The sequence below is a fragment of the Variibacter gotjawalensis genome (genome assembly GCF_002355335.1).
Taxonomy (GTDB): Bacteria; Pseudomonadota; Alphaproteobacteria; order Rhizobiales; family Xanthobacteraceae; genus Variibacter; species Variibacter gotjawalensis.
Genome location: NZ_AP014946.1, coordinates 3,014,248 through 3,040,369, shown reverse-complemented (window position 1 = coordinate 3,040,369; position 26,122 = coordinate 3,014,248). Strand labels below are relative to the sequence as shown.

Genomic DNA, 26,122 nt, shown 5'->3' with positions numbered 1-26,122 from the left:
TTCGCACGAGACGTCCTACCGGGAGCGCCTCACCCGTGAGTTTTGGAAGCAGGAGACGTGCCAAGCGTTGCACCTAAAGCAACACCCGGCTCCCCCCGCCTCCTGAACCGTGCCGCCATCTGAGAACGTCCGCCCCTCCCGGTCAAGGGGTTGACCAATTGCGCGCCACATCTCGTATATGAAAACATTTGAGCGGAGACGGAAATGCAATCTGGCGGCGACGACGATCGAAAGCCTCGCGGAATACGAACCCGGCTGGTCAACAGCGGGCGCGTGCCGTTCGATCATCACGGCTTCGTCAATACGCCGATCTATCGCGGCTCGACCGTTCTTTACCCTAACGCCCAAGACTTTATGGACCGGAAAGCGCGGTTCACCTACGGGACCAAGGGCACCCCAACGATCGCAAACCTCGAACAGTCCTGGACGGAGTTGAGCGGTGCCGCCGGAACGGTGCTAGCACCGTCAGGCCTCGCTGCGATCGCCTTGGCGCTAACCTCCGTCCTCAGTGCCGGCGACCATATGCTGGTCACAGATTCGGTTTACCGGCCGACACGCAACTACTGCGACGGCATTCTCAAGCGCTTCGGCGTAGAGACAGAGTATTACGATCCGCTGATCGGCGCCGGCATCGAAGCTTTGATGCGACCGAACACACGTGCCGTCTTCACCGAGGCTCCGGGCTCGCAGAGCTTCGAGATGCAGGACATCCCGGCGATTGCCGAGGTCGCGCATCGTCACGATGCGATCGTGCTGGTCGACAATACGTGGGCGACGCCCCTGTACTTCCCACCGCATGAGCGCGGTGCCGATATCGCGATCGAAGCCGGCACGAAATATCTCGGCGGTCACTCCGACGTCCTGCTCGGTCTCGTCAGCGCCAATGAACGCTGCTGGAAGCCGCTGCGGCAGACCTTCGATGCGATCTCGGCCTGTGCCGGTCCGGAAGATGCGTTTCTTGCGTCACGCGGCCTGCGCACGATGCCGGTCCGCCTCGCGCATCACGAAAAGGCGGCGCTAGAGATGGCGCGCTGGTTCGAGCAGCGGGCCGAAGTTCTGCGCGTCCTCCACCCTGCCCTCGAAAGCCATCCGGGCCATTCGATTTGGAAGCGAGACTTTTTCGGATCGAGCGGGCTGTTCAGCGTTGTCTTCAAGCCGGTGTCGACCGCGAAGACGCATGCCTTCGTCGACGCGCTGCGGCTGTTCGGCATCGGCGCGTCTTGGGGCGGCTTCGAAAGTCTGGTGCTGCCGTTCGATTGCTCTGAGTATCGCACGGCGACGCAATGGAACCCGGGCGGCCCGTGCATCCGCTTCCACATCGGTCTTGAGAATCTCGAAGACCTCGTCGACGATCTTGAGCGTGGCTTTGCCGCGATGACGAAGGCCTAGGGCGCGCGATCGCCCTGCATCGGCGCACGGAATACCAGGATCGTCGCGCGGCGGACACGAGCGAGGTTTAAACGCTCAACGCGTCCGACCGACTCGTAACGAATGCCCGCATTTTCGGCATACTGCGTAAAGTTGCGAAGCTGCCGGCTTTCTACTGCGACGTAACGGCATCCGCCGTCGCGGAGGAATTCGGCGGCACCGCGACCATCGGTCAACACGGTTTGCGTACCGGCGAGGAACACTAAGCTTGGCTCCTGATAACCGGCCGACGCGAGGCGCGGTTGCGAACACGGAGCATCGCGGAGGTAGCGCGCAATCTCAGGGCTCGGCGACACATAAGCCAGGGCGGGAAGAACCAGCCCGTGGAACGCGATGCTAACGAGCAGCGCGGCGGCGATTGCTTTGACGAGAGCCTGCTCGATCTCGCGGTTTGTATAAAGCCACCACGCGAACGCACCGATCGTCGTCGCGAAGGCGGCGATCGGCCACGACAAGTAACCGACCGAGCGCCCCGCATAAGCGATAAACACCACACTCGCGATGAACACGCCGAGCGGAAGCAAAAACCATCCGACAGTTGCATTCTGCAGCCAGCGCGACGTGCTCAACGCGCGGCGTTCGATCGCAACCGCAATCGCTATCGCGAAGGCAGGAAATAGCGGCAACACATAGTGCGGCTGCTTGGTGAGCGCGATCTCAAAAACAATCCACGCCGGAATGATCCAAGCGAGCAGGAAACGGACATCCGCGGCGCCACGCATCTGCCAAAGCTGCGGCGCTGCGACTGCGGCGAGCGGCGCACCCGGCCAGAACATGATCCAGAACAGCAGGAAGTGAAATCCAGGGGGCCGCCAGTTGCCGTCCTTGCCGGTGACCGTGCGCGAGAGCAGATCGCCGACAATCGATTCGCTGAGAAAAAGAAAACCCGATTGTCTGACGATCGCGATGAACCACGGCAACGCAATCAGGGCGCACCACGCAAGGCCAACGAGCGGACGCAGAGCAAGCAGCCAGCGCGCATTGCGATCGGCGATCGATAGCACGATTGCCGGAAGCCCGGCGAAGAGCCAGATGATCGGCCCCTTGACCAGCGTTCCGACCGCGATCGCGGTCCAGAAAAGTAGCGTTAGCGATGTTTTGGTTACCGCACCGGGGCTCTCCCGCTGCGCGAGGTAGACGCGCGCCAATGCACCTAGGGCTATCGTCGTCGTCAGCAGCAACACGGCGTCCGTCTTCGCCAGCCGCGCTTCCACACTGAGCATGACGCAGCACGCCATCATCGCACCCGCGAGAACCGCGGGGCGACGGCCGACGAATGCGAGCGCGCTCCAATACGTCATCAGCACGACGCCGATGGCAGCGAACAGCGACGGCAGCCGATAGAGCCAGATACGAATTCGCGCGCGCGGCAATCCGACGGCCTCCGCGGTCTTCACGACGGCGACCTGCAGCCAGTAGATCCCTATTGGCTTTGCGTAGCGTTCGGTGTCTTGGAAACGGATGTCGACGTAGTTGCCGGTTTCGATCATCTGCTTCGCAGCTTGCGCGAAGCGTGGTTCCTCGCGGTCGACGGGCGGCACCTGCGAGAAGCCGGGAAGAAACGCCAGCAAGGCAAGAACCGTCAGCAAAATGACCGCGTAGCGATGCCGCGTCTCGCCGTAATCGAGAAGGCCCGTCAGATAGCCCGAAGCGCTGTTCGCCGTGCGTGGGAGGGTGGCTGCCATTTCGGGCAGCTAGAGCATATCGTCGGATTCTGGAGAATACTGACTGCGCGAAAATAAGGCGTTTTCAACCCGCTGTGGCGCAAACGCTACTGAACGCGGACCATCACGCTTTCTGCCGCTCCGTTACTATCCGTGATCGTGAGGCGAACAAAGCCCGGACCATCGGGAGTCCAGAAGACCGTGCGCTTCGTCGAGGTGCCGACCGGGATGCCGTTGGCGAGCAGCGTCAGCGCACCATTGCCGCCCGAAACCTTCAGAGCCACCTGCTCCAACAGGCCGCCCGGGCTTGAGAGATCGAGCCGCGCGCCGTTCGGCGGAAACATGATGCGGAGTGAGGATTGAGGCTTCACCTCCTCGCCGAGCCCGCGGAACTGCTGCAGCGGCGGCGGCAGCTTGTCGGTTGCCGCTGTCAGCACGCCGCGCGGGGCGGCCGGCAGCGGGCTCGGGATTTTGCCCATGCGCGCGAACGCATCGAACAGGATCGGCGCCGCGGCGGTGCGACCGAGCATTCCGGGCACCGGCGCGCCGTCCGGTCGGCCGACCCAGACGCCGACGGTGCGCTTGCCATCGAAGCCGACCGACCATGCGTCGCGATAGCCGTAGCTGGTGCCGGTCTTGTAGGCGATGCGGCCAGGCGCGGCGTTGAGCGGTGGTGCAGTGCCGAGCAGAACGTTACCGACCTGCCAAGCGGCCGCCGGCTCGAGCAGGCGACGCTCGGTCGGTTTTTCGGTGCTGTCGAGGCGCTCCGTCAGCGTGATCGTATTGCCGAGACGTGCAACGCCGGCATAAAGCATCGTGAGGTCGGTGAGACGAATGCCGACGCCACCGAGGCCCATGGCGAGCCCGGGTATTTCGCCGTCGGGCAACACCAGCCCTGCCCCGGCTTGCGTCAACCGCGCCGTGAAACGGCTGGATCGGACGGCGTCGAGCACCGCGATGGCTGGGACGTTGAGCGACGACTGCAATGCCTTGCGCACCGTCACGGTGCCCTGGAACGTCATGTCGAAATTTTCCGGCGCGTAGCTGCCGTAACGGCGTGGCCGATCCTCGATCAACGTCTCGGGATGGATCAGACCATCCTCGAAGCCGAGGCCGTAGATGAAGGGCTTCAACGTCGACCCTGGCGAGCGCAGCGCTTGGCTGAGGTCGACTTGGCCCGCGCGCTTGTCGTCGAAGTAATCCGCCGAGGCAACGCGCGAGAGGACTTCGCCGGTCGCGTTGTCGACGACCACAATCGCGATCGAAATCTCCGGCCCGATCGTCGGCGCTCGCTCTTTCGCAAGCTGCTCCAGCGCCTTCTGCAGCGGCGCTTCGATAGTGAGGGAATGAACACGTCGGTCCGGCGCGACGTGGATCGCGTTGTCGGCCGCATGCGCGGCAAGCGCCGGCATCGGATGGCGTTGCGCCGTGACGGCTTCCATTCGCGCGCGATCGACTTCATGCGACCAAACGAGGTTCGATTCCGCGATGCGATCGAGTACGCGATCGCGCGCCGCACGCGCGACTGCGACCGAACGATCGGGACGCCGCGCTTCCGGCGATTGCGGCAAGGCGACAAGCAGCGCAGTCTCGGCCAGCGAGAGGCGTTTCGGCTCTTTGTTGAAATACGCGAAGGATGCTGCGCGCACGCCTTCGAGGTTGCCGCCGAACGGCGCGAGATTGAGATAAAGGTTGACGATCTCGTCCTTGGTCAGCGCGCTTTCGAGTTGGACCGCGCGCACGATTTGACGCGCCTTCGCGGCGAAGGATCGCTCGGCGCGCGGCTCCAGCAGGCGCGCAACCTGCATCGACAACGTCGAGCCACCCGAAACGATGCGGCCATTGGTGACGAGCTGCCACGCCGCACGGCCGAGCGCGAAAGCATCGACGCCACGATGGTCGCGGAAGCGTTTGTCCTCATACGCGATCAACGTCTCGACGTAACGCGGATCGACGTTCGCGAGGCTGACAGGCAAGCGCCAGCGACCGTCGGCCGTCGCGTAAGGGCGCAGCATGCGCCCTTCCCGGTCGAGCACCAGAGTCGAGAATTCGAGACCTTCGCCGAGCGGCGCAGGTCCGAGGCTTTTCACCCACACGACGCCCGCGACGAACGCAACCGCGAGGCTTGCGGCAAAGCCTGCCACAAGCCAGCGCCAGCGTTTGCGGATGAAGCGCATCAGCGTGCCGTCTCGACCTCGATCGCGCCTGTACCGGTGCGCCCGAAGCGGTCCGGCCGGTACATGTCCTCGATGAACGCCTGCGGCGCCACGTAACGCCCAGGAGAGACGGCCCGCACGACATATGCGACGGTGAAGACCGACGGTGCTCCAGCTTTGCGATCGAACGCCGCGACGAAACGATCGTCGCGGAATTCGGTGTGCACCGGCTCCAGCGCATCCTGAATCCACGAGAGCGTTCCGGTGTCGCCAGACGAGACGAGACGCGGGTTGTCGATCTCGAAGCCCGCCGGGAGATAGTCGGCAAGGATCACACGCGCGAAGTCCGGTTTTGGCTCGGTCACCTTCAGCACCACGACGAAGCGCTGGTTCTGCTTGGCGCGGCTCGGGTTGGCGGCTTCACCCGACAGCGTGAAGTATTGCCGCTCAAGCTTGAAGCCGCGATCGATCGCGGGCTCCGGCGTCACCGGAGCGCCCATCACCGAGACGACGGCCTGCAGCGGCACCGTCGAGGTGTTGCGCAGCGTGATCGGGCTGCGCAGCGCAGCCTCGCTGAGGCGGCGATAGTAAGAGCCGTTGTGCTGCTCGCCGCTCACATCGACCGAGATACGCGTGCCTTTGCCGAGCGCGCGTGCCGCCAACACCATCCAGGACTGCTCCTGCGTCGAGGTGTAGGGCGTGAGGTTACGCGCGGCCTCGACGCGCTCGACCGCCTGGTTGACGATCGCGCGAGGACCGCGCGTCTCGGACACAAGCGTCACCAACGCGGCGGCGTCGCGCAGCGACGAGCCGTAATCGGAACGCCCGTATTCGAGCTTCGGCTGCGGCGAGATGGTTTCGAGCGCGGCCTGATAAACACGCTCGGCACGGGCCTGATCGCCCAGCATCGCAAGCGCGGCCGCGATCTGGGCTTTGGCGATCGGCGTCGCGATCGAACTCAGTCTCGTATCGGCGAGATAGCGCAAGTCGCCGACCGGAGCGACGCCGTTGCGAGCGAGAACATACAGCGCATAGGCGAGTTCGCGGCCGCCGTCCTTCTCCGGCTCCTTGGCGTTGGCGACGAAGTTGCGCAGGCGGTCGAGCGCGAGTTTGAAGCCGACCTCCGGCACCGCGAAGTTGCGTTCTTTGGCGCGGGTCAGGAAGTCTGTGACATAGGCATCGAGCCATGCGTCGTCGCCGCCTGTCGACCACAGGCCGAACGAACCGTTCGAGCCTTGCCGCCCGAGCAGCCGCTCGACCGCGTCGCGGATGCGTTGATCGACGGTTTGGTCGAGAGCGAGCTGTTGCTCGGTCGCGAGTTCGTTGACGTAGAGCAGCGGCATTGCGCGGCTGGTGATCTGTTCCGAGCAGCCGAACGGATAACGATCGAGCGCCTGCAGCAACGACGCGACATCGAGTGCCGAGGACGGGCCGACCGAGATCGTCGCGCTGCCGGTGCCCGGCAGAAGGTCGGCGAGCATGTCGCCGGTCAGCGTGATCGTCTCGCCCGGAGCGATCGGACGAACGTTGCGGCGCGTCAGCACTTGCGTCGCCGGCTTGGAGGCGAGCACGTAGCTGCGCTCGATGCCGAAACCGTTCGGACCGGTGACGCTCACCTTGACGTTGGCGAGGCCAACGCCGGATGCCGTGACTGGGAGCGACAGGCCGGATCGCTGTTTGGCGTTGAGCCGCATCGTCTGCGTCGCGCCAGTGCCAATGGTGACAGGACCTTCGGCGCTGACGGCCAAACGATAGTCGCCCGCCTCGCCTTCGACATTGTCGACTTCGAGCCGCAGATTGCCACGGTCGCCGTTGAGCAGGAAGCGCGGGAGCGTCGACGTCAGCACAACTGGATCGCGGACAATCACGTCCGCATGCGCATTGCCTACTTTGTTCTTCGACCACGCGACCGCCATGACGCGAACGCTGCCGGCGAAAGCCGGAAGATCGAAGGAAACCTCCGCGCTGCCGTCCGGCGCGACAGTCACGAGTCCCGAGAACATCGCGAGCGGCGGCTGCGTCGGCGGATTGCCGGAGATGGTTCCCGGGCCGTCGCCGCCGGAGCGGATTGCGCCGCGCGTACCTTGCATGCCGTCAATCAATTGGCCGTAGAGATCGCGGAGTTCGGCCGAGAGACGACGCTGACCGAGGTAGTAGTCGGTCGGGTTCGGCGGCTTGTAGTTGGTTAGGTTGAGGATGCCGACGTCGACGGCCGCAACCGTGATGCGTGCCTCCTCACCCGCGGCGAGGCCGTTCACTTTCACCGGCACCTTCAGTGTCGAGCCAGGGCGCGCGAGCGACGGCGTGCGCAGCTCGACTGTCAGCGACTTCGCGCGCCGATCAATCGCGAACCACTGCAGGCCGATGGCGCGGCCCGGCATGCGCTGGGCTTGCGTGTCCATCGGACGGACGAGCGTCGCAACGACGTAGGCACCGCTACCCCAGTCCGCGCCGACCTTGACGGGAAGGCGTGCCGTACCGGCTTGCACCTGCGCCGACGTCGTCGTCACGAGGCGATCACTGATGACCGAGATATTTATGCGACCTGCGGCGCGCGCCGTGACCGCGACCGTCATGTCGTCGCCGGGGCGATACTCGGTCTTGTCGAGCGCGACTTCGAGCACGTCCGGCGTGTCCGCCGTCGCTTCCGAGTAATAGCCGGCATCGAAGGCGACCGAGGTCAGCGGGCCGCTCGGATCGTCCGTCGAGATTTCGAGGCGATAGCGGCCCCACTCGACCGGCGCCGAAATACGTCCGGCCTTGTCGGCGCCGACATCGATGCGGCCGTCAGCGACACGCTTCGTCGACTTGACCGGCTCATACTCCCAGCGGCCGTTTTGGCGGTACCATTGATAGCGGGACTCGATACGAAGCAGTTCGTAACGGAGTCCTTTGCGCTCCATCATCTTGCCGTCGGTCGAGACCATCGCGACGTCGAACGTCGCCATCTCGCCTTCGCCGAGCGACTTGCCGTTGAAGAGCGGCTTGATGCCGATCATCGGCGCCGACGGAATGATCGGCAGTGTCAGCGTGCGTTCGACGGCACGGCCGCCGGACTCGGCCATGCGAACCACGACCTGCGCTTCGAGCGGCTTTGACGTTTCCGGCAGCTTGTCGAGCGAAACTTTGAACGTCGCCTTGCCGCTCTCGTCGGTGTCCGGCAGTCCCTCTAGTGTCTGGCGCTCGTTAGTCACTTCTTCCTCGGACGGACCGAACTGATAACCGGCGAGGCCCGGGCGCTCTTTCGCTGGCTTGATGACGACTTCGCCGTCGAGACCGAGGCCCGAACTCGGCGCGCCGTAGAGGAAACGGCCTGTGACTGTCACGTCGGCGGCTTCGGTCTTCGAGACCTTTCCAGTCGGCGATGCGAGTTCGAACTCGATGCGGTCCGGCACGTAGTCTTCGACTAAGAACGTCGTCTGGCCGATCACCGACCCCTTCGGATCAACATAAGCTTTGACGCGATAAGTCCCGGTCGGTGCGGAGCCAATGATCGGCACGCTGACGGCACGACCGCCGACACCCTGATCCGCGACCACCATGCGGCGATATTCGACACCGTCCGGCCGCTCAAACACGAGCGTGAGTGCCGTGTTGGCGCTGGCGACGCTTTTCGCGTCACGCAATAGCGCCGTGAGGTGGACGGTCTCGCCTGTGCGGTAGACGCCGCGCTCCGCAAACACAAAAGCATCTAGGCCGTTCGCTGGCGGGCGGCCGGCCACACCGCGATCGGTCAGATCGAAAGCCGGGCCTTTGAGATTGAGGAAGCCGTAGTCGCCTGTTGCGTCGGAGGCGATCACCATCGCGGGGGCGAGACCACCCTCGCCGCGCGCGAGACCGGCCTCGAATCGAGCGAGGCCGTTGGCGTCCGTTTGCCGCGTCGCCAGCACCTCGTTGCTGCGCGACATCAGGCGGACTTCGACGCCCGCTTTCGACTCCGCCGAAGCGAGCGACTGCACGAAGACGTGGACGCCGTCATTGCCCGAATACGACGCGAGCCCGAGATCCGAGACGACGAACCACTGCGTCGCGACGGAGCTGTAATCGTCGTCCGCTTTCGGACCATCCGGCTCCGCCGTCATCAGATAGATGCCGGGCCGCATGTTGAAGACGGCTTCGGTGACCGGGAATGCGGTCGTCACATCGGCATTAAGCTGGGACTCGACGGCGAGTTCGCCCTTCCAGATCTCCATGCCTTTTTCGTCGGCGATGCGATCGATCTCGTAACGTTCGAGATTGCGCTGGAAATCACGGCCGAGGATTGTCGCCATCAGATTGCGGTCACCGACGCGCAGGATGCGCACCTTGATCTTCTGCGTGTTGACGCTGACGACCGGAATGCCTTGCTGGCCGGTTTTCGGCAGCACATAGGCCTTGCTGGTGAAACGGACGAACGGCTTGCGGTCGCGGACGTAAACGTTGAAGTCGGCCGACTTGATCAGCGTTTCGGAAACCGTTGACGGCAAACCGGCACGCAGCGCGATCGCATAGCGCTCGCCGTGTTTGAGGCCCTCGACGCAGAGCTGCTTTTCCTCAGCCGTGATCGCGACCTTGTCCATGCCGACGACCGACACGAACGGCGTGAAGTCGGTGCGCTTACCCGGCAACGCTTCGGAGAACTGGAAGCAGATGCGCGGGGATGCAGCGTCCGAGTCGACGCTGTAGTCGAGCAAACGGAAGCCGTGCTCGGAGCGCATGTTCTCGTAACGCGCCCGCGCATCGGAACTCTCACGTGCCTGCAGCGCAATGCGCAGCGTATCGAGCGCCGGACGCCACAAGCGGCGTTCCGTGAAGGCTTGGCTAAGAACGCCGAGGCTTGCGGCCTCTTCGGCGTTGTTGCCGGCGCGCTGATACGCGATATAGGCGGCGGTCGATGCGCGCTCGAGCAGCGTCGTGCGCTCGCGCGGCTCGCTGGGGACAACGCGCAGAATTGTGCGGGCGAGGCGAAGCCAATGCGCGGCTTCGTTCGGCTCGACCGAGATGATTTGGCTGAGCGCCTGCAGAGCCGTGCCGGTCTCGCCGCGCTCGATCGCGATGTCGATCTCGCGGCGAAGCGTCGCGACCGGTTTGGCGACAGCGCCGGCTTCACGCTTGATCTCGGCTTCAAGCTTTATCGCGGCATCTGCGAGGTCGTCGCGTTGATACGCCTTTGTGGCGGCTTCTGCGGACGGGGAAGAGAACGACGCGAGAGCAAGCATCGTCGTGGCGAGAACAGCTCGCAGAAAACCAGCCATAGATTTAACCCCTCAAGGCCAAGGCCGAAGTCATCAATGTTTGGATCGCACAATCGCGCGGCGCCCGCTAGCGTCCGAATCCCGATCATGCGTGAGACAGCGCGCCCACTTCAAAAGCGAATCGTGTCGGGACGGTGACGGAGTTTCGGTATTTTACATGCGCGGTGCGGACAGATTTGCAAACGGCCGCACACTCTCGAAGGCGCGAGCGGCGCGTAGGACCAGTGCATCCTCCCGCATCGGGCCGACAATTTGCAGGCCGATCGGTAGCCCGGCCTTCGTCAATCCGCACGGCACGGAGGCTGCCGGTTGTTGCGTCAGATTGAACGGATAAGTGAAGGGCGACCAATTGATCCATTCATCGCCATAGCTGCCGTCCGCCGGTGTAACACGGCCGGCTTCGATAGCCGGGACCGGCATCGTCGGCGAAAGCAACAGGTCGTAGCGCTCGTGGAATTTCGACATTGCCTTCGAAAGTTCGAAGCGCGCCGTATAGGCTATGAACCAGTCGTGCAGGTCGTAGTTCTTGCCTTGCTTGGCAATTGCCGCGAAACCTGGATCGAGCAGCTCACGCTTTTCCGTGGATAAGCCCGCGACGATGTAGGCTGACACCGCGTACCAAAGTTTGCGGATGAGGTCCTCGGCGTTCGGCAGTTCGGGATCGGCCTCTTCGACGTGCGCGCCGAGATCGGCAAAGACTTTGGCGGCGTCCGCCGTCGCCGCGGCAACTTCGGGATCGACTCTGGCGTTGCCGCCAAGCTTCGGGCTCCAGGCGATGCGCAAGCCGGCAACGCCGTCATTCAACCCGATGCGATAGTCCGGCGCCGGTGTATTCCAAGCCATCATGTCGCGCGTATCGGGCCGCGCGATTACGGACAGCATCGTGGCGGCGTCGGTCACGGTCCGCGTCAGGGGGCCGACATGCGCCAGCACCGAAAAGGGTGAAGCCGGATAAGCGGCAACCCGGCCGAACGATTGCTTGATGCCGAAGACGCCCGTGAAGGCGGCCGGGATACGGATCGATCCTGCCCCGTCGGTCCCGACATGCAGCCAGCCGAGATTGAGCAACGCTGCCGCGGCGGCTCCACCCGACGACCCGCCGGTGGTGCGTGACAGATCCCAAGGGTTGCGCGTGATGCCGGTCAGCGGCGAATGACAAGCCCCGATCCAGCCGAATTCCGGCAGCGTCGTCTTGCCGAGAATGGGCGCGCCGGCCTCTCGCAGCCGCGCGGTCGCCGGCGCATCCTCCTTCATCGGCGCGTCGTCGCTGGTCAGCGAGCCGCGCCGGCTCGGAAAACCCTTGAGCCAGACATTGTCTTTGATGGTCGCCGGAATGCCGTCGGCCGGTCCCCTCGCCTCGCCTTTCTTCCATCGCGCCTCCGATTCGGAAGCGGTCGCGAGTGCGCCCTCGCGGTCGAGCACGTTGAAGGCGTTGATAGCGGGATTGAATTTCTCGATGCGCGCGAAGCAATCTCGGACGACATCGACCGGCGAGATTTCACCGCGCGCATACAGGCGAGCGAGATCGGCGGCCGACAACGAAGCAAAATCAGTCATGCTCTGGCGGCCTTACATCTTCACGCAGCGTTTGAAGCAGCGCCCGTTCGGCATAATTTGCGCGCGGCAGGCAACCGCACGAGCGTTGCTACCACAGCCGATCTGGCACCAAGGCCCGCCCGGTGCCGCGCAAAAAACGCGGTAGCGTTGTGCATCTGCACTCGGCGGCGAGAGAAGAAAAGCAGTAGCGACGGCGGCAAGCGCAACGAGCATCTTCATGTGCGTGATTTCCCTCGGACGACCGGCCCTGCCGCAACCCTAAGCTTTGCCCGATCGCCCGCCAAGAGGGTTGCGCGGCTCATCGCAGCATGCGACCAGAAGCAGGTGGCCCCGTAGCTCAGCTGGATAGAGCATCAGACTTCGATTCTGAGGGTCGGAGGTTCGAATCCTTCCGGGGTCGCCATTTCCAATTTGCCAACGACTCGCCGGTAAGTTCCCCGGTACGCGCAAACGCGCTATGACGCGGCAACGGCCCCGTAGCTCAGCCGGATAGAGCAGCAGCCTTCTAAGCTGAAGGTCGGAGGTTCGAGTCCTCCCGGGGTCGCCACTCGCAACAGAAAAGGGCCGCACGCGCGGCCCTAGCTCGAAGAGTTAAGCGACCTTTTTTCGGCCGGGCTTTTTGATGAGGAAGTCGTCCATCTTGGCGCCGCCTTTCATCGCAGCGACCAGCCACTTTGGGCGCGCACCACGACCGGCCCAAGTCTCACCGTCGGGACCACGATATTTCGGGGCGACCTTGGTGCCCTTGGCCACACCGCGGCGTGGTGCGTCGGGGCCCATATAACGTTCGAGCGTCGCTAGCTTATCCTGCAACTCGCGCTTTGCCTGCGATAATCTCTGTTTCAAAACTTGGTCAATGCTTCCGCGCAATGCGATCAGGTCCTCGACCGACATTGCTGCCAATTTTTGCTCGTTCATATTGCGTCCGCCATGTTGTTTTGCCGCCCTTGCGGGGTTTCCGAGGATGCGCTCGGAAATGGCAGGCTCCGAAACTTACAACCTCACGATTATGGCACAATAAACCACTGGATTTCAGCCTGTGCAAACCTTTTTTGCCATCTGGCAGAAAATGCTTGCATACAAACACGGGCTGTTCGCGTTATGTGCGTTGCACGTTCGAAACCCAATGGTCGTTCGGAAGACTTGTGCACTCAGCTAGGCGCGACTTTTCAACAGATGCCAAATTCTTTCTGCAGTCGCGGGCATCTCGATATGTTTGATTCCGTACTGTGCCAGAGCATCGACGAGCGCATTTGCGACAGCCGGCATCGCGCCAACACTGCCCGCTTCTCCCGCACCTTTAACGCCAAGCGGATTGGTTTTTGTCGGGACTGGATTCGCAGCCACGTGAATAGGGCAAAGATCGCTCGCGCGCGGCATCGCATAGTCCATAAATGAACCAGTTAAAAGCTGCCCGGTACCAAGCTCGAAATTAATATCTTCCTTTAGTATCTGACCTAAACCCTGAACTACTCCGCCGTGTATTTGGCCATGCAGCAGCATTGGGTTGAGCACGGTACCGACGTCATCGACGACTGTGTATTTCACGACACATGGCTTGCCTGTCTCAAGATCGATCTCGACCTCACAAACATGTGTTCCGTTTGGGAAATTTTCGACGTCAGATCGGTAAACCGCCGTGGCCGCGAGCCCAGCCTCGATATCGACGGGAAGTTTTGCGGGATTAGCTGCATCGCGAGCGATGTCGCGAATAGTCATGGTGCGGTTGGTTTTTGGACTGGAGAAAATTCCGTCTTCGAATTTAACCTCACCGGCGTCGACGCTAAGCGCATGGGCGGCAATCTTTGTAGCTTTCTCGATAATACGTTCGCTCGCCCGCATAAAAGCCGAGCCGCCGAATGTTGCCGAGCGTGAGCCGCCTGTCCCCTGACCGAAAAAGACGGCTTCAGTATCACCTTGGATGTAGCGAACGTCCGACGGGTCGAGGCCGAGTTTATCGCATACGATCTGCTTGAAGATTGTCTCGTGCCCCTGCCCGTGCGCGACGCTACCTGCAAAGAGCGTGACGGCGCCGGAGCGATCGAAGCGTATCTCGGCGCCCTCGAGTCCCGGCGTTCCGGCGCGCTCGATGCTGTTCGAAACGCCAAGCCCGCGTAGCTTTCCGTTCTTGCGCGACTCGTCGCGACGTTCGGCAAAGCCTTTCACATCGGCGAGGTCCAAAGCCATATCCATATTGGCTTCGAAGTTGCCGCAGTCGTAGGTGAATGAAAGGCCCGTCTTGAACGGCATAGCGTCGGGCGGAATGAGATTGCGCCGCCGAAGCTCGACTGGGTCGATCTCCATCTCATCGGCTGCAACATCGATGATGCGTTCGATCACATATGCGGCTTCCGGACGTCCGTTGCCGCGATACGGCCTGATCGGCGGCGTATGCGTCAGCACGGCAAAGCCCTCGACATAGATCGCCGGCGTTTTGTAGACGCCGGCAAGGGAGTTGAAGTTTGCCGTGACGTTCGGCGTCCCGGTCTGCAGATGCGCGCCGACGGCAACGAGCGTCTTGACGCGGAGGCCGAGGAAATTCCCGTCACGGTCGAGCGCAAGTTCAGCGTCCGAGACGTTGTCGCGACCTTGTGCGTCGCTGAGGAAAGCTTCGGACCGTGTCGACTTCCATTTGACAGGCCGTTTCAGCATTTTGGCGGCCAGCATCGCCAGCGGCGTCTCGTTGTAGACGAAAGACTTCATGCCGAAGCTGCCGCCGACATCGCCGTTCACGACGCGCACTTTGCTCTCCGAGACCTTCGCGATCTGCGCGAGTTCGGCGCGGAAAGTATGCGCCTGCTGGACCGCAACGTGGACGGTGTAGCGCTGTTCGGACGCGTGATAGTCGACGACGCAGCCGCGCGGCTCCATCGTCACCGCGGTCACGCGGTTGATGACGAAGCGGTGCTTGGCAATGTGATGCGCTTTGGCGAAGGCCGCTTCGGTTGCGGCTTCGTCGCCGTTGGCGTGGAAGAACGAGACGTTGTCGGGACAATCGGGCCAAACGCGCGGCGCATCGGGCGACATCGCGTCGGCGGTCGATACGATCGCCGGCAGCACCTCGTACTCGACCTCGATGGCTTCCGCGGCGTCGGCGGCCTCATGCGCGGTTTCGGCGACAACGAAAGCCACGTGATCGCCGACCCAACGCACCGTATCCTTGACCAGCGCAGGATATGGCGGGCGGAACAACGGACTGCCGTCCTGCCGCTTGAGCCCGACCGGAACCGGCATGTCGCCGAAACCGGACGCAGCCCAATCCTCGCTGGTCAGCACCAGCAGGACGCCCGGCATCGCCCGAGCAGTAGTCGCGTCGATCGAGACGATTCGGGCGTGTGCATGCGGAGACCGCAGCACATGCGCGAAAGCCATGCCGGACAGGACGATATCGTCGATATAGGTGCCGCCGCCTTGGATTAGGCGCGGGTCCTCAAAGCGGGGAACGGATTGGCCGATCGCGAACTCACCCATGCGTCAGTCCCACCGCACGCTCAGTGCGTCCAGGGGGTCGTTCGCGAGAAGGCAAAGTTGTCCGAGTAAGCGATGGTGCGGCGCGCCGGCTCTTTCGCCGCTTGCACCGCATAAGCAATTCCGTTGCGATCGCAGTAAGCGATGGCCTCTTCGGCGGTCTCAAAACGGAGACGAAGCTGCTGCTTCATGTCTCCCGACGAGGTCCAACCCATCAGCGGCTCGACCGAACGCGGCTCTTCGGGTTCGTATTCGAGCAGCCATTCCTTCGTCTTGGCGGTGCCAGATTGCATCGCGGTGCGGGCAGGTTTGAAAATGCGAGCCGTCATACTTGCAAAGCCTCAAGAATGGTCGGGGCAGCAGGATTCGAACCTGCGACCTGAAGTACCCAAAACTTCCGCGCTACCGGACTGCGCTATACCCCGCCGACGATTCATGGATGGCGAGCGCCACCGTGACGGTTCGATACCGCTTCGGACTACCTTACGCAACCGTCACCTGCCGCTAAACATCGGATGACCGACGCGATCGCCGGGTTTCAACCCGAGTTTTCTCGCAGTGCCGGCAACGACTTCGAGTACCCCTTTGACGGGGCCGCCGGACGGGATCGTGCGGCGCGATAACGGCTCCGTATTCTCGGCAATGCGCAGAATGCGGCCATCGCCCCTGATGAACACCATGTCGAGCGAGACATAGGTGTTCTCCATCCACATCGCGATCTCTTGCTCGCGCTGGAAGTCAAACAGCATGCCCTGCCCTTCGGGCAACTCTTTCCGGTACATCAAACCTTTGGCGCGGTCGGCATCATTCGCGACAACTTCAACCAGAAAGGTATGAACGCCGGAGCCGGACGCGATCTCGAGCGTTTGAAACTCCGGGCCCTTGGCTGCGGCGATCCCGACAACCATCAGCAACGCGGCGAAAGCTGCCGCGATATTGGTTCGCCACCCGAAGAATTGCATGTCCGTCCTTTCGAGACGCCAAACCGTCTCGCCCTCGCTCAACGCGCCCGGCGGAATTTCGGTCAGCAATCGGGCGAAATCAAGCGCGATCGCGCGCCTTAGAAGCGCGTCAACGTTAGTGTGAAGAGCGAGCGCCGGTGTCGGGGCGGACTTCCGCCGCCATCAGCCCCTTATCGCCAGGCCCGAAGCGGACGAGGACCGTTTGACCGGGGCGCAGTTCGGTGATGCCGAAGTGGCGAAGGGTTTCCATGTGCACGAAGATGTCTTCGGTGCCCTCGCCGCGCGTGAGGAAGCCGAAACCGCGAAGGCGGTTGAACCACTTCACAGTTGCACGTTCGAGATTGCTCGTGGGTTCAACTTGCACGTGCGTGCGCGCCGGCGGCATCTGCGCCGGGTGGATCGCTGTCGAGTTGTCCATCGATTTGATGCGGACGACTTGCATGCCTTTCGGCCGCTGCGAGACCTCGACGACGACGCGCGCACCCTCGTAGGCTGTTTGATAGCCATCGCGGCGCAAACACGTGACGTGCAAAAGCACATCACCTCCGCCCTGATCGGGCACGATGAAACCAAACCCTTTGGAAACGTCAAACCATTTGATGACGCCAGCGATCTCAAGAACGCTGGTCGTCGCCCCGTCTCCGAGTGTTTCAGGCTCGGACGCAGATACTGCGTCGGAACCCTTAGCCCCCAAACCCGACGTCATAACGCCGTACTGCCGCTGTTACTCAGGCGCCGCTTGTATAGGGCGCTTCATCGACTCAACCACTCTCGACCATAACATCGTCGCAAGCGACGCAAAGGGGGAAATCGTCACGATTGAGTTGTTTCCAGCACACCTGTGCAAAAGTGCAACGCATGCGCGTGTGGATGCCGCGGTGCGAACCTGCAGTTTTACTGCGCGGCGAATGGTGCGAGCACAGTGCCGATGTCGTGACGCACGACGACATCGGCTTCATCATCGATGTCGGTTGCGTCGCGATTGATGATCACGAGTTTCGCGCCGTTGCGCTTTGCGATCGCGGGAAAACCCGCAGCCGGCCAGACGACCAGCGATGAACCGACGACCAGAAAAAGATCGCACGCGAGCGTTGCGGCTTCGGCTCTGCGCATCGGTTCGGCCGGCATCGATTGCCCGAATGAGATCGTCGCGGTCTTGATGAAGCCGCCGCAGTCGCAGTCCGGTGCATGGCCGCCATTCGCTTCAAAGCGTTCGCGCATCCACGCAAGCTCGTAGCGTTTACCGCAATCGAGACACGTCGCGTACGAGGTATTGCCGTGAAGCTCTATAACGTCGTTGGGCAGAATGCCGGAGTCTTGGTGCAAGTTGTCGATATTTTGAGTGATCACTTCCGGCGCCTTGCCGATCAGGTTGAGGAGTGCAAGTGCACGGTGTCCCCTCCCCGGCTTCGCGCTACCGAAACTGTCCTGCATCGCGAAGCGGCGCCGCCACGACTCATCGCGCGCGCCACGATCGGTGAGGAATTCGTCGAATGGGATCGGCCGGTTCTTGGTCCAAAAGCCACCCGGCGAGCGGAAATCCGGGATGCCGCATTCGGTCGATATCCCGGCGCCGGTGAATGGCAGGATGCGTTCGGCGCGATCGAACATATCGCGCAAACGTGCCATGGCATTCTCGAGGTTTTCTTCAATCATTGAATTTGTCCGACCGTTCGGAGGTCATAAGCTTTGAATGGATATTTGGATCTGCCGATCGTCAAGCCAGCGTGACCTTCGCGGCCGAACGGTGTTAAGCGAGGTAGACCCAACGATAAGGAGAAACGCCCCGTGAGGTACTTGCATACGATGTTGCGCGTCCGCGACCTCGACGCTTCGCTCGACTTCTTTGTCAACAAGATGGGGCTCGTCGAGGTCCGTCGCTACGACGACCAAAAAGGCAAATTCACGAACGTTTTCCTGGCCGGTCCGGACGACAAGTCGCTCGTCGCCGATTCGAAAAAGGCCGGTCGCGAGGCACCGCTCGTCGAGCTAACTTATAACTGGGATGCCGAGGACTACGGCGAAGCTCGCTATTTCGGCCATTTGGCCTACGAGGTCGACGATATCTATGCGACCTGTGAGAAACTGCAGAACGCCGGCGTCGTCATCAATCGCCCGCCGCGCGATGGCCGGATGGCCTTCGTCCGCAGCCCGGACAAGCAATCGATCGAGCTTTTGCAGAAGGGCGACGCTCTACCGCCTCAGGAGCCGTGGTCTTCAATGGGCAATACCGGAAATTGGTGAGGGTTTGGGAAATTCGTGAGGATTCCTAAGCCGGGTTGGCTTGAACGGCTCGGCAAACCTCTCTATACGTCGGCACCGATTTGGGGCGCTGCTTTCACGCCCGCCCCGATCACGGCGTGTCCCCATCGTCTAGCGGTCAGGACATCACCCTTTCACGGTGAAGACCGGGGTTCGATTCCCCGTGGGGACGCCACTGAACTGACCCGCTGGTTTCGAATCAGCGCCTTTCCAATCGCTGACCTAAGCGTTTCTGGCCAGCTCGTGCGGCCCTACCTCAGCCTTTGATTGTCGTCCCAGAAGCTCAGCGAGCCGTCACGCAGCGGGTCGAAACCCCGAACGCTGCGCTGTTTGCGCATCTAACTCGCCGCGCTTCATGATAGAGATATTCTATCAATCGACGCTGTTCACGCGCTTGTTCTAGTCGCAGTTGCGCGTCATTCTAAAGAGACGTCGGCATAAGCGGGCCTTCTTTCAAGTCAAAACCCGTCGTTGGCCAGCGCCGCTGGGATGAAATAATGAATTTGCACGTACCGCCACGCGACGCAGAGCCCGCGCGTCGCAAGCGTCCGCGCCGTACCCCCAAAGGCCGTCAGCTCGACCTCGTAGCCGCCCAGGACATCGGCGAGCTCTTAGGCAACCGGCCACGTCGCCGCGATCTGCTGATCGAGCACCTCCATCTCATCCAGGACCGCTACGGCCATCTGTCGGCTGCGCACCTTGCTGCGCTCGCCGCCGAGATGAAGATGGCGCAGACCGAAGTCTACGAAGTTGCGACCTTCTATGCTCACTTCGACGTCGTGAAGGAAGGCGCGGATACGCCGCCGGCCGTCACGGTGCGTGTCTGCGACAGCCTTTCTTGCGCAATGGCAGGCGCCGAGAAAATGCTGAATCGCCTTCCGGAAATTCTAGGACCCGACGTTCGAGTCGTGCGCGCACCCTGCATGGGCGCGTGCGATCGGGCGCCGGTTGTTGCGGTCGGGCACGTTCAGACCATGCGGGCGACGGCCGAACTCGTTTCAGATGCAATCCATCATGATACGCACGCGCACGCAGCGGAGCCGGCAAAAGACTTGCCCTCGTATCAAGCCGACGGCGGCTATCGGCTACTCAAAGCTTGCCTCGATGGAGCGCGCAATCGCGACGACGTCATAGCTGCTGTTAATGACGCAGGCTTGCGAGGCCTTGGCGGTGCCGGTTTCCCGACCGGGCGCAAATGGTCGTTGGTGCGTGCCGAGCCTGGCCCTCGGTTGATGGCGGTCAATGGCGACGAAGGCGAACCCGGAACATTCAAGGACCGGCACTATCTCGGACTCGACCCGCATCGCTTCATCGAGGGAATGCTGCTGGCAGCATGGGTCGTCGAAGCGCGCGAAGTGTTCTTCTACTTGCGCGACGAGTATCCCGAGCTTCGCTTGATGCTGCTGGACGAGATAGCGAAGGCAGAGGCCGCCGGCCTTTCGCCGCATACGAAGGTGCACCTGCGCCGCGGCGCCGGAGCTTACATCTGCGGAGAAGAGTCCGCGATGATCGAATCGATCGAGGGCAAGCGCGGGTTGCCGCGACATCGCCCGCCTTACGTCGCGCAGGTCGGCCTCTTCGGCCGGCCGACGCTCGTACAGAATGTCGAAACGCTGTTTTGGATTTGCGACATCGTCGAGAAAGGCGCGTCGTGGTTCACGTCGCAAGGGCGTAACGAGCGCAAAGGCTTTCGCTCTTTCTCCGTATCCGGCCGGGTCAAAAATCCAGGCGTGAAGCTCGCCCCCGCTGGCGTCACAATGCAGGAATTGATCGACGAGTTTTCCGGCGGGATGCTCGATGGACATAAGTTCAAGGCTTACCTACCGGGTGGTGCGTCGGGCGGCATTCTTCCCGCATCGATGGCCGATATCCCGCTCGACTTCGGCACGCTGGAAAAACACGGCTGCTTCGTCGGTTCTCACGCTGTCGTCGTCCTTTCCGATCAAGACGACATGAAGCAAGTTGCGCTCAATCTCATGCGCTTCTTCGAAGACGAAAGCTGCGGCCAATGCACGCCGTGCCGAGTCGGCACCGAGAAGGCCGTGCGTTTGATGGCCCAAGGCCCGTGGGACGAGTCTCTCCTCAACGAACTCGCCTCCGTGATGCGCGACGCGTCCATCTGCGGCCTTGGGCAGGCTGCGCCAAATCCGTTGATCAGCGTGTTGAAGCATTTCCGCGATGATCTGACCAAGCCTCTGAGCGCATGGTGAGCGATATGACGAATCCGAGCGATCAAAAGCCGATGGGCTACGGCCACGACAAAAAAGGCGCGGCCGGTGGAGAGAACACTGGCGATGGCAAGCCGCACGTCGATCACAGCGCGCCGGTAGATAAGGTCGCAGGCGTGGGCCAAGCTGGCGATGCGATCACTTTTGTGCTGGACGGCAAAGAGGTTCAAGCGAGCGCCGATGAAACGATCTGGCAAGTTGCGCAACGCTGCGGGACCACGATCCCGCACCTTTGCTATTCGCCGGAGCCCGGTTACCGCGCCGATGGCAACTGCCGCGCCTGCGTGGTCGAGATCGAAGGCGAGCGCGTTCTAGCCGCAAGCTGCATTCGCAAGCCGACCGCCGGCATGAAGGTCAAAACGCAAAGCGAGCGCGCCACCGCCGGGCGCAACATGGTGCTCGAGCTTCTGGTGACGGACCAGCCGAAGCGCGAAGTCGCACACGACCCTGCGTCGAAGTTCTGGAACTGGGCGGCGAAGATGGATGTGTCCGTCAGCCGTTTTCCGGAGCGCGAGAAGATCGGCGCGGATCGCAGCCATCCCGCAATGGCCGTCAACCTCGATGCATGTATCCAGTGCAATCTGTGTGTTCGAGCTTGCCGCGAAGTTCAGGTGAACGACGTCATCGGCATGGCGGGCCGCGGTCACAACGAAAAAATCGTATTCGATTTCGACGACCCGATGGGCAGCTCCACCTGCGTGGCGTGCGGCGAGTGCGTGCAAGCGTGCCCGACTGGGGCCCTGATGCCGTCGACACTCGTCGATGAGAACAACATCCGCACCGAAGCATATTTCCCCGATCGCGAAGTCGATAGCGTCTGCCCCTACTGCGGCGTCGGTTGCCAGCTCACTTACAATGTTAAAGACGACAAGCTGCTCTACGTGACCGGCAAAGCGGGTCCGGCGAACGAGAGCCGTCTTTGCGTGAAAGGCCGCTTCGGCTTCGATTACGTCAGCAATCCGCAACGTCTAACGCAACCGCTCGTCCGCAAGGATGGCGTGCCGAAGCGCGCTGATGACCTCGTCGATCCCGCTAATCCGTGGACGCATTTCCGGGTCGCCACGTGGGAAGAAGCGATGGAACGCGCCGCAGCCGGTCTCGTTAAGGTGCGCGATCGCGATGGTCCGCGCGCGCTCGCCGGTTTCGGTTCTGCGAAGGGGTCGAACGAAGAAGCGTATCTCTTCCAGAAGCTCGTCCGCACTGGCTTCGGTTCGAACAACGTCGATCACTGCACGCGTCTGTGCCACGCCTCGTCCGTTGCCGCGCTGCTCGAGGGCGTTGGATCGGCTGCCGTCACCGCGACGTTCAACGAATGCAAGAATTCCGACGTCATCGTCGTCATCGGCGCTAACCCGACCGAGAACCATCCGGTGGCGGCGACATTTTTCAAGCAAGCCGCGAAACGCGGCACCAAGCTCATCATCATGGATCCGCGCGGCACGGCCATGAAGCGTCATGCTTGGAAGATGATGCAGTTCAAGAACGGCACCGACGTCGCGATGCTCAACGGGCTTTTGAACGTCATCATCACCGAGAAGCTTTACGATCAGCAGTATGTGCAAACCTACACGGAAGACTTCGAGAAGCTCGCCGAAAGCGTAAAGCCTTTCACGCCCGAAGAAATGTCGCCGATCTGCGGCATCGAACCAGACGTCCTGCGCGAAGTCGCGCGCACGTTTGCGCGTGCCGAAAGCGCGATCATCTTCTGGGGCATGGGCGTCTCTCAGCACACACACGGCACCGACAATGCACGCTGCCTGATCGCGTTGTCGCTAATCTGCGGCCAAGTCGGCCGCCCAGGCACCGGACTGCATCCACTTCGTGGACAGAACAACGTGCAGGGTGCGTCAGACGCGGGCCTGATCCCGATGTTCTTCCCGGACTACAAGTCCGTCGAGAACTCCGAAATTCGCGCCAAATACGAAGCAGCTTGGGGCGTTACGCTCGACCCGAAGCGCGGCAAGACCGTCGTCGAGATCATGGACGCGATCCACGCGGACGAAATCAAGGGCATGTACATCATGGGCGAGAACCCCGCGATGTCCGATCCCGATCTGAACCACGCGCGCGGCGCTCTCGCGCATCTCGAACATCTCGTCGTGCAGGACATCTTCCTCACCGAGACGGCGTCATATGCGGATGTCATATTGCCGGCGAGCGCGTGGCCCGAAAAAAACGGCACCGTCACCAACACCAACCGGCAAGTCCAGATGGGACGTGCTGCTATTCCTCTGCCGGGTGAGGCGCGACAAGATCTCTGGATCATCCAAGACTTGGCGCAGCGTATCGGCTGCGACTGGAACTACACAGACGTGAGTCAGGTCTTCACCGAGATGTCGTCGTTGATGCCGGCGCTTGCCAATATCTCCTGGGATCGTGTCGCGCGCGAAGATCACGTCACCTATCCGGTCGATGGACCGGACGTGTCTGGTCGCGATGTGGTGTTCGACAAGGGCTTTCCGCGCGAAGGCGGCGTCGCAAAACTCGTTGCCACGCGCTACACCGCGCCGGACGAAGTACCGGATGCCGAGTATCCGTTCATTCTCTCGACAGGACGCCAGCTGGAGCACTGGCACACCGGCTCCATGACACGGCGCGCAACGGTGCTCGATGCATTGGAGCCGACGGCAATCGCGCAACTTTCGCGCGGCACTATTTCGAAGCTGGGCATCCAGCCCGGCGACATGGTTCGCGTCTCAACGCGTCGCGGAACGGTGAGCCTCGCTGCGCGTCAGGACGATGCCGTCCCGGATGGAGTGGTCTTCATTCCCTTTGCCTACGTCGAAGCGGCGGCAAACCTGCTGACGAACCCAGCGCTCGACCCATTCGGGAAAATTCCGGAGTTCAAATTCTGCGCCGCGAAGGTTGAACGCGACGAACCCATTCACGAAGCCGCGGAGTAACCGCGAGGTCCTCGCTCCGTACGCCAATGGCGGCGCTCGGCAGCGCCGCTCCAGGTGTTATACGGCCCGCTACTTCGGCTGGTTGGGCGGCTTCGGGCAATCGGCGTCCGCGATAACGTCTTTACCGTTCTGTTGGACTGTCGGCGCGGCAGACTGCTCGTGCTGTCCGGCGCTCGGCACGATAGCGCTGCGTTCGACCGCTTGTTGATCCGGCTTTTCCGTCCCGTCCGGAGCTTTTGCCGCACCCGCGTTCACTGACCCTGTGTTCTGCGAACAGTCGCGCTGTGCGGCAGGCGTCTGCGCAAGAGCGGCCGAGCACCCGAGCAGCAAACTGAAAGAAAGACCGATTGCGAGCGAGCGCATTGTGAAACACCTTTCCGTCGTGCAGGTATTTAACAACGTACTTGGCGACAGCCGGTTCCTCTCCGTTTCCGCGCTAGCGTTAAGACTTGGGTGCGTCGTCGGCAGGAACGCGCGTTCCTGTCGTCGAGAACGCCTGGCTGGCAGGCTCTTGGAAAGCGTTAAGCACGAAAGCTGCCCCTGTCGCGACAACGACAGCGACCACAATGCCGATCAAAAATGCGCGCAACGAAGTCTCTCCTCGCTCAGCATTGATACGTTACTCGGCCGGTGTCGCATGCGGGCGAATGGCCGGCTGCTCGGTCCGGCCCTCGCGGGCCAGTTCTTCTTGAAGCCACAAGCTGTGATGCTCGCGCGCCCAATTGACGTCGACCTTGCCCGATCCCATGGCCTCGAAAGCGCCTTCCATGCCGATCGTGCCGATGTAGATGTGACCAAGCATCGCAGCGACGAAGAGCACCGCAATGATCGCGTGGACCATCTGTGCGAGCTGCATCCCGCCGACGGCTGTGCCGTAAAACGGGAACATTAAGATGTAGCCCGAAACCGCAACGGCTCCTCCACCGAGCACGACGATCCAGTAGATCAACTTTTGACCGGCATTGAAGCGTTCCGCCGGCGGGTGATCGTTACCGACGATGCCGCCACCGCGGCGTATCCACTCGGCATCGCGCCGGTTCGGAATATTGCCGGCGAGCCACATCAGGCAAATCAGGACAACACCGATCGTGAACGGGAAGCTCAGATAGTTGTGCGCGTATTTGCCCCACTGCGAGAAGCCCGTGAACGCTTCAGGCCCAATGATCGGCAATAGCAGATTCTTGCCGAACGTGATGTTCAGGCCGGAGATCGCGAGCACGATGAAGCAACTCGCCGTCATCCAGTGAACAAAGCGTTCGAAGCCGTTAAAGCGAACGACGGTGCGGCCCGACCGGCCATGCTCGATCTTCACCATGCCGCGCATGAGATAGAAAACGATCAGCAGCGCGAGCATCCCGAGCACCGAGATCATGCCGAGCCACTTTAGCGTCACTTCATGAAATTTGCGCCAGTCGCGGCCTTCCGGCTGAATGAGCGTGCCGGACTTGCGATCCGGGATAGATACGCGGCCTTGAACGGTTTCGCCGCCCTTAAGCGCATCGAGCAACTGCCGCTCCTGCACCGAGCTAGCCTGCGGATTCACCGTCGTCGGCTGTTGGGCGTTCGCCGTTACAGCCGGCACGATCAGCGCGGCGCAAAGCGCCAGCGTGCGGAAAAATGTGTTCATCAGGCTCCTCCCGCGCTCAAAGTGAGCGCTCGCCTTAAACGTTGATCGTCTCGCGATAAGCCGTCATCCAGCCCCACGCGCCGGAGCCGTAACCGCGCTGCATCACACGCTCCTTGTAGATTTGTGCGATCACTTCGCCGTCGCCGGCGAGCAGCGACTTTGTCGAGCACATCTCCGCACAGAGGGGCAGCTTGCCTTCGGCAAGGCGATTGCCGCCGTATGACGCAAACTCCGCCGGCGAGTCGTCGGCTTCCGGGCCGCCCGCGCAATAGGTGCACTTATCCATCTTGCCGCGCGAGCCAAAGTTGCCGACCTTCGGATACTGCGGCGCGCCGAACGGGCACGCGTAGAAGCAGTAGCCGCAACCGATGCAGAGTTCTTTCGAATGCAACACGACGGCGTCGGCCGTCGTGTAGAAGCAGCTCACCGGACACACGGCCGCGCACGGCGCGTCGGTGCAATGCATGCATGCCATCGAGACCGAACGTTCGCCCGGCTTGCCATCGTTGATCGTCACGACGCGCCGGCGGTTGATGCCCCACGGCACTTCGTTCTCGTTCTTACAAGCTGTGACGCAAGCGTTGCACTCGATGCAGCGGTCAGCGTCGCAGAGAAACTTCATTCTTGCCATTG

At 62.1% G+C, this 26,122-nt stretch carries 18 protein-coding genes and 4 tRNA genes; 7 read left to right on the top strand and 15 right to left on the bottom strand.

The window, feature by feature from the left end; translation table 11 throughout:
- Positions 1 to 204 precede the first annotated feature (204 nt).
- Complete coding sequence (gene metC / locus GJW30_RS14760) at positions 205 to 1,389, top strand: cystathionine beta-lyase (RefSeq protein ID WP_096356606.1); 1,185 nt, start codon at positions 205 to 207, stop codon at positions 1,387 to 1,389.
- Here the strand turns inward: metC and GJW30_RS14755 are convergent.
- The 5 genes from GJW30_RS14755 to GJW30_RS14735 all read right to left on the bottom strand — a co-directional run bounded on the left by GJW30_RS14755 (position 1,386) and on the right by GJW30_RS14735 (position 12,258).
- Positions 1,386 to 3,113, bottom strand: a complete 1,728-nt coding sequence (locus tag GJW30_RS14755) for an ArnT family glycosyltransferase (RefSeq protein WP_245408519.1) — start codon at positions 3,111 to 3,113, stop codon at positions 1,386 to 1,388. The genes metC and GJW30_RS14755 overlap by 4 nt on opposite strands.
- Positions 3,114 to 3,199: 86 nt before the next feature.
- The gene (gene pbpC, locus GJW30_RS14750; protein ID WP_096356604.1) at positions 3,200 to 5,269 is read right to left on the bottom strand and encodes a penicillin-binding protein 1C; all 2,070 of its coding nucleotides are present in this window, start codon (positions 5,267 to 5,269) and stop codon (positions 3,200 to 3,202) included.
- Positions 5,269 to 10,482, bottom strand: coding sequence for an alpha-2-macroglobulin family protein (locus GJW30_RS14745; protein WP_096356601.1), 5,214 nt, complete (start codon positions 10,480 to 10,482; stop codon positions 5,269 to 5,271). The genes pbpC and GJW30_RS14745 overlap by 1 nt, the downstream gene beginning before the upstream one ends.
- A 153-nt stretch (positions 10,483 to 10,635) precedes the next feature.
- On the bottom strand, positions 10,636 to 12,039 hold the full coding sequence (locus GJW30_RS14740; protein WP_096356599.1) for an amidase: 1,404 nt from the start codon (positions 12,037 to 12,039) through the stop codon (positions 10,636 to 10,638).
- Positions 12,040 to 12,051: 12 nt separating this feature from the next.
- Positions 12,052 to 12,258 carry a hypothetical protein gene (locus GJW30_RS14735; protein ID WP_096356597.1) on the bottom strand — a complete coding sequence of 69 codons (207 nt, stop codon included), beginning with the start codon at positions 12,256 to 12,258 and terminating at the stop codon, positions 12,052 to 12,054.
- A 107-nt stretch (positions 12,259 to 12,365) separates the two neighbouring features.
- On the opposite strand from GJW30_RS14735, the gene GJW30_RS14730 reads away from it, so the two are divergent.
- Both GJW30_RS14730 and GJW30_RS14725 read left to right on the top strand, forming a co-directional pair.
- A tRNA-Arg gene (locus GJW30_RS14730) sits at positions 12,366 to 12,442 on the top strand.
- Between the two features lie 67 nt (positions 12,443 to 12,509).
- Positions 12,510 to 12,586, top strand: a tRNA-Arg gene (locus tag GJW30_RS14725).
- 44 nt (positions 12,587 to 12,630) lie between these two features.
- Here GJW30_RS14725 and GJW30_RS14720 read toward each other — a convergent pair.
- The 7 genes from GJW30_RS14720 to GJW30_RS14690 form a co-directional block, all read right to left on the bottom strand.
- Positions 12,631 to 12,957: an H-NS histone family protein gene (locus GJW30_RS14720; RefSeq protein WP_096356595.1), complete on the bottom strand. Its 327-nt coding sequence runs from the start codon at positions 12,955 to 12,957 to the stop codon at positions 12,631 to 12,633.
- Positions 12,958 to 13,194: 237 nt separating this feature from the next.
- Positions 13,195 to 15,510 (bottom strand): xanthine dehydrogenase family protein molybdopterin-binding subunit, encoded by a 2,316-nt coding sequence (locus GJW30_RS14715; protein ID WP_096356593.1) that lies wholly within the window; start codon positions 15,508 to 15,510, stop codon positions 13,195 to 13,197.
- Between the two features lie 20 nt (positions 15,511 to 15,530).
- Positions 15,531 to 15,836, bottom strand: a complete 306-nt coding sequence (locus tag GJW30_RS14710; RefSeq protein WP_096356591.1) for an ETC complex I subunit — start codon at positions 15,834 to 15,836, stop codon at positions 15,531 to 15,533.
- 19 nt (positions 15,837 to 15,855) lie between these two features.
- Positions 15,856 to 15,932: transfer RNA gene (locus GJW30_RS14705), tRNA-Pro, on the bottom strand.
- A gap of 69 nt (positions 15,933 to 16,001) precedes the next feature.
- Complete coding sequence (locus GJW30_RS14700) at positions 16,002 to 16,469, bottom strand: DUF192 domain-containing protein (protein ID WP_096358847.1); 468 nt, start codon at positions 16,467 to 16,469, stop codon at positions 16,002 to 16,004.
- Between the two features lie 115 nt (positions 16,470 to 16,584).
- Positions 16,585 to 17,175, bottom strand: coding sequence for a cold-shock protein (locus GJW30_RS14695; RefSeq protein ID WP_096356589.1), 591 nt, complete (start codon positions 17,173 to 17,175; stop codon positions 16,585 to 16,587).
- 188 nt (positions 17,176 to 17,363) lie between these two features.
- Positions 17,364 to 18,125: an SIR2 family NAD-dependent protein deacylase gene (locus tag GJW30_RS14690; RefSeq protein ID WP_096356587.1), complete on the bottom strand. Its 762-nt coding sequence runs from the start codon at positions 18,123 to 18,125 to the stop codon at positions 17,364 to 17,366.
- A 132-nt stretch (positions 18,126 to 18,257) separates the two neighbouring features.
- Here GJW30_RS14690 and GJW30_RS14685 point away from each other — a divergent pair, with 132 nt between their 5' ends.
- From GJW30_RS14685 to fdhF, 4 genes are all read left to right on the top strand, one after another.
- Positions 18,258 to 18,713 carry a VOC family protein gene (locus GJW30_RS14685; protein WP_096356585.1) on the top strand — a complete coding sequence of 152 codons (456 nt, stop codon included), beginning with the start codon at positions 18,258 to 18,260 and terminating at the stop codon, positions 18,711 to 18,713.
- Between the two features lie 118 nt (positions 18,714 to 18,831).
- Positions 18,832 to 18,906, top strand: a tRNA-Glu gene (locus tag GJW30_RS14680).
- A gap of 322 nt (positions 18,907 to 19,228) precedes the next feature.
- Positions 19,229 to 20,941, top strand: coding sequence for an NAD(P)H-dependent oxidoreductase subunit E (locus GJW30_RS14675; protein WP_096356583.1), 1,713 nt, complete (start codon positions 19,229 to 19,231; stop codon positions 20,939 to 20,941).
- A 5-nt stretch (positions 20,942 to 20,946) separates the two neighbouring features.
- A complete protein-coding gene (gene fdhF, locus GJW30_RS14670) occupies positions 20,947 to 23,862 on the top strand; it encodes a formate dehydrogenase subunit alpha (protein WP_245408518.1) in 2,916 nt (971 codons plus the stop codon).
- 69 nt (positions 23,863 to 23,931) lie between these two features.
- Here fdhF and GJW30_RS14665 read toward each other — a convergent pair whose 3' ends face one another.
- The 3 genes from GJW30_RS14665 to fdh3B form a co-directional block, all read right to left on the bottom strand.
- Positions 23,932 to 24,225 carry a hypothetical protein gene (locus GJW30_RS14665; protein WP_096356579.1) on the bottom strand — a complete coding sequence of 98 codons (294 nt, stop codon included), beginning with the start codon at positions 24,223 to 24,225 and terminating at the stop codon, positions 23,932 to 23,934.
- A 256-nt stretch (positions 24,226 to 24,481) separates the two neighbouring features.
- Positions 24,482 to 25,489, bottom strand: coding sequence for a formate dehydrogenase subunit gamma (locus GJW30_RS14660; protein ID WP_096356577.1), 1,008 nt, complete (start codon positions 25,487 to 25,489; stop codon positions 24,482 to 24,484).
- Positions 25,490 to 25,523: 34 nt separating this feature from the next.
- Positions 25,524 to 26,120: a formate dehydrogenase FDH3 subunit beta gene (fdh3B, locus tag GJW30_RS14655; RefSeq protein ID WP_096356575.1), complete on the bottom strand. Its 597-nt coding sequence runs from the start codon at positions 26,118 to 26,120 to the stop codon at positions 25,524 to 25,526.
- Positions 26,121 to 26,122: the final 2 nt, after the last annotated feature.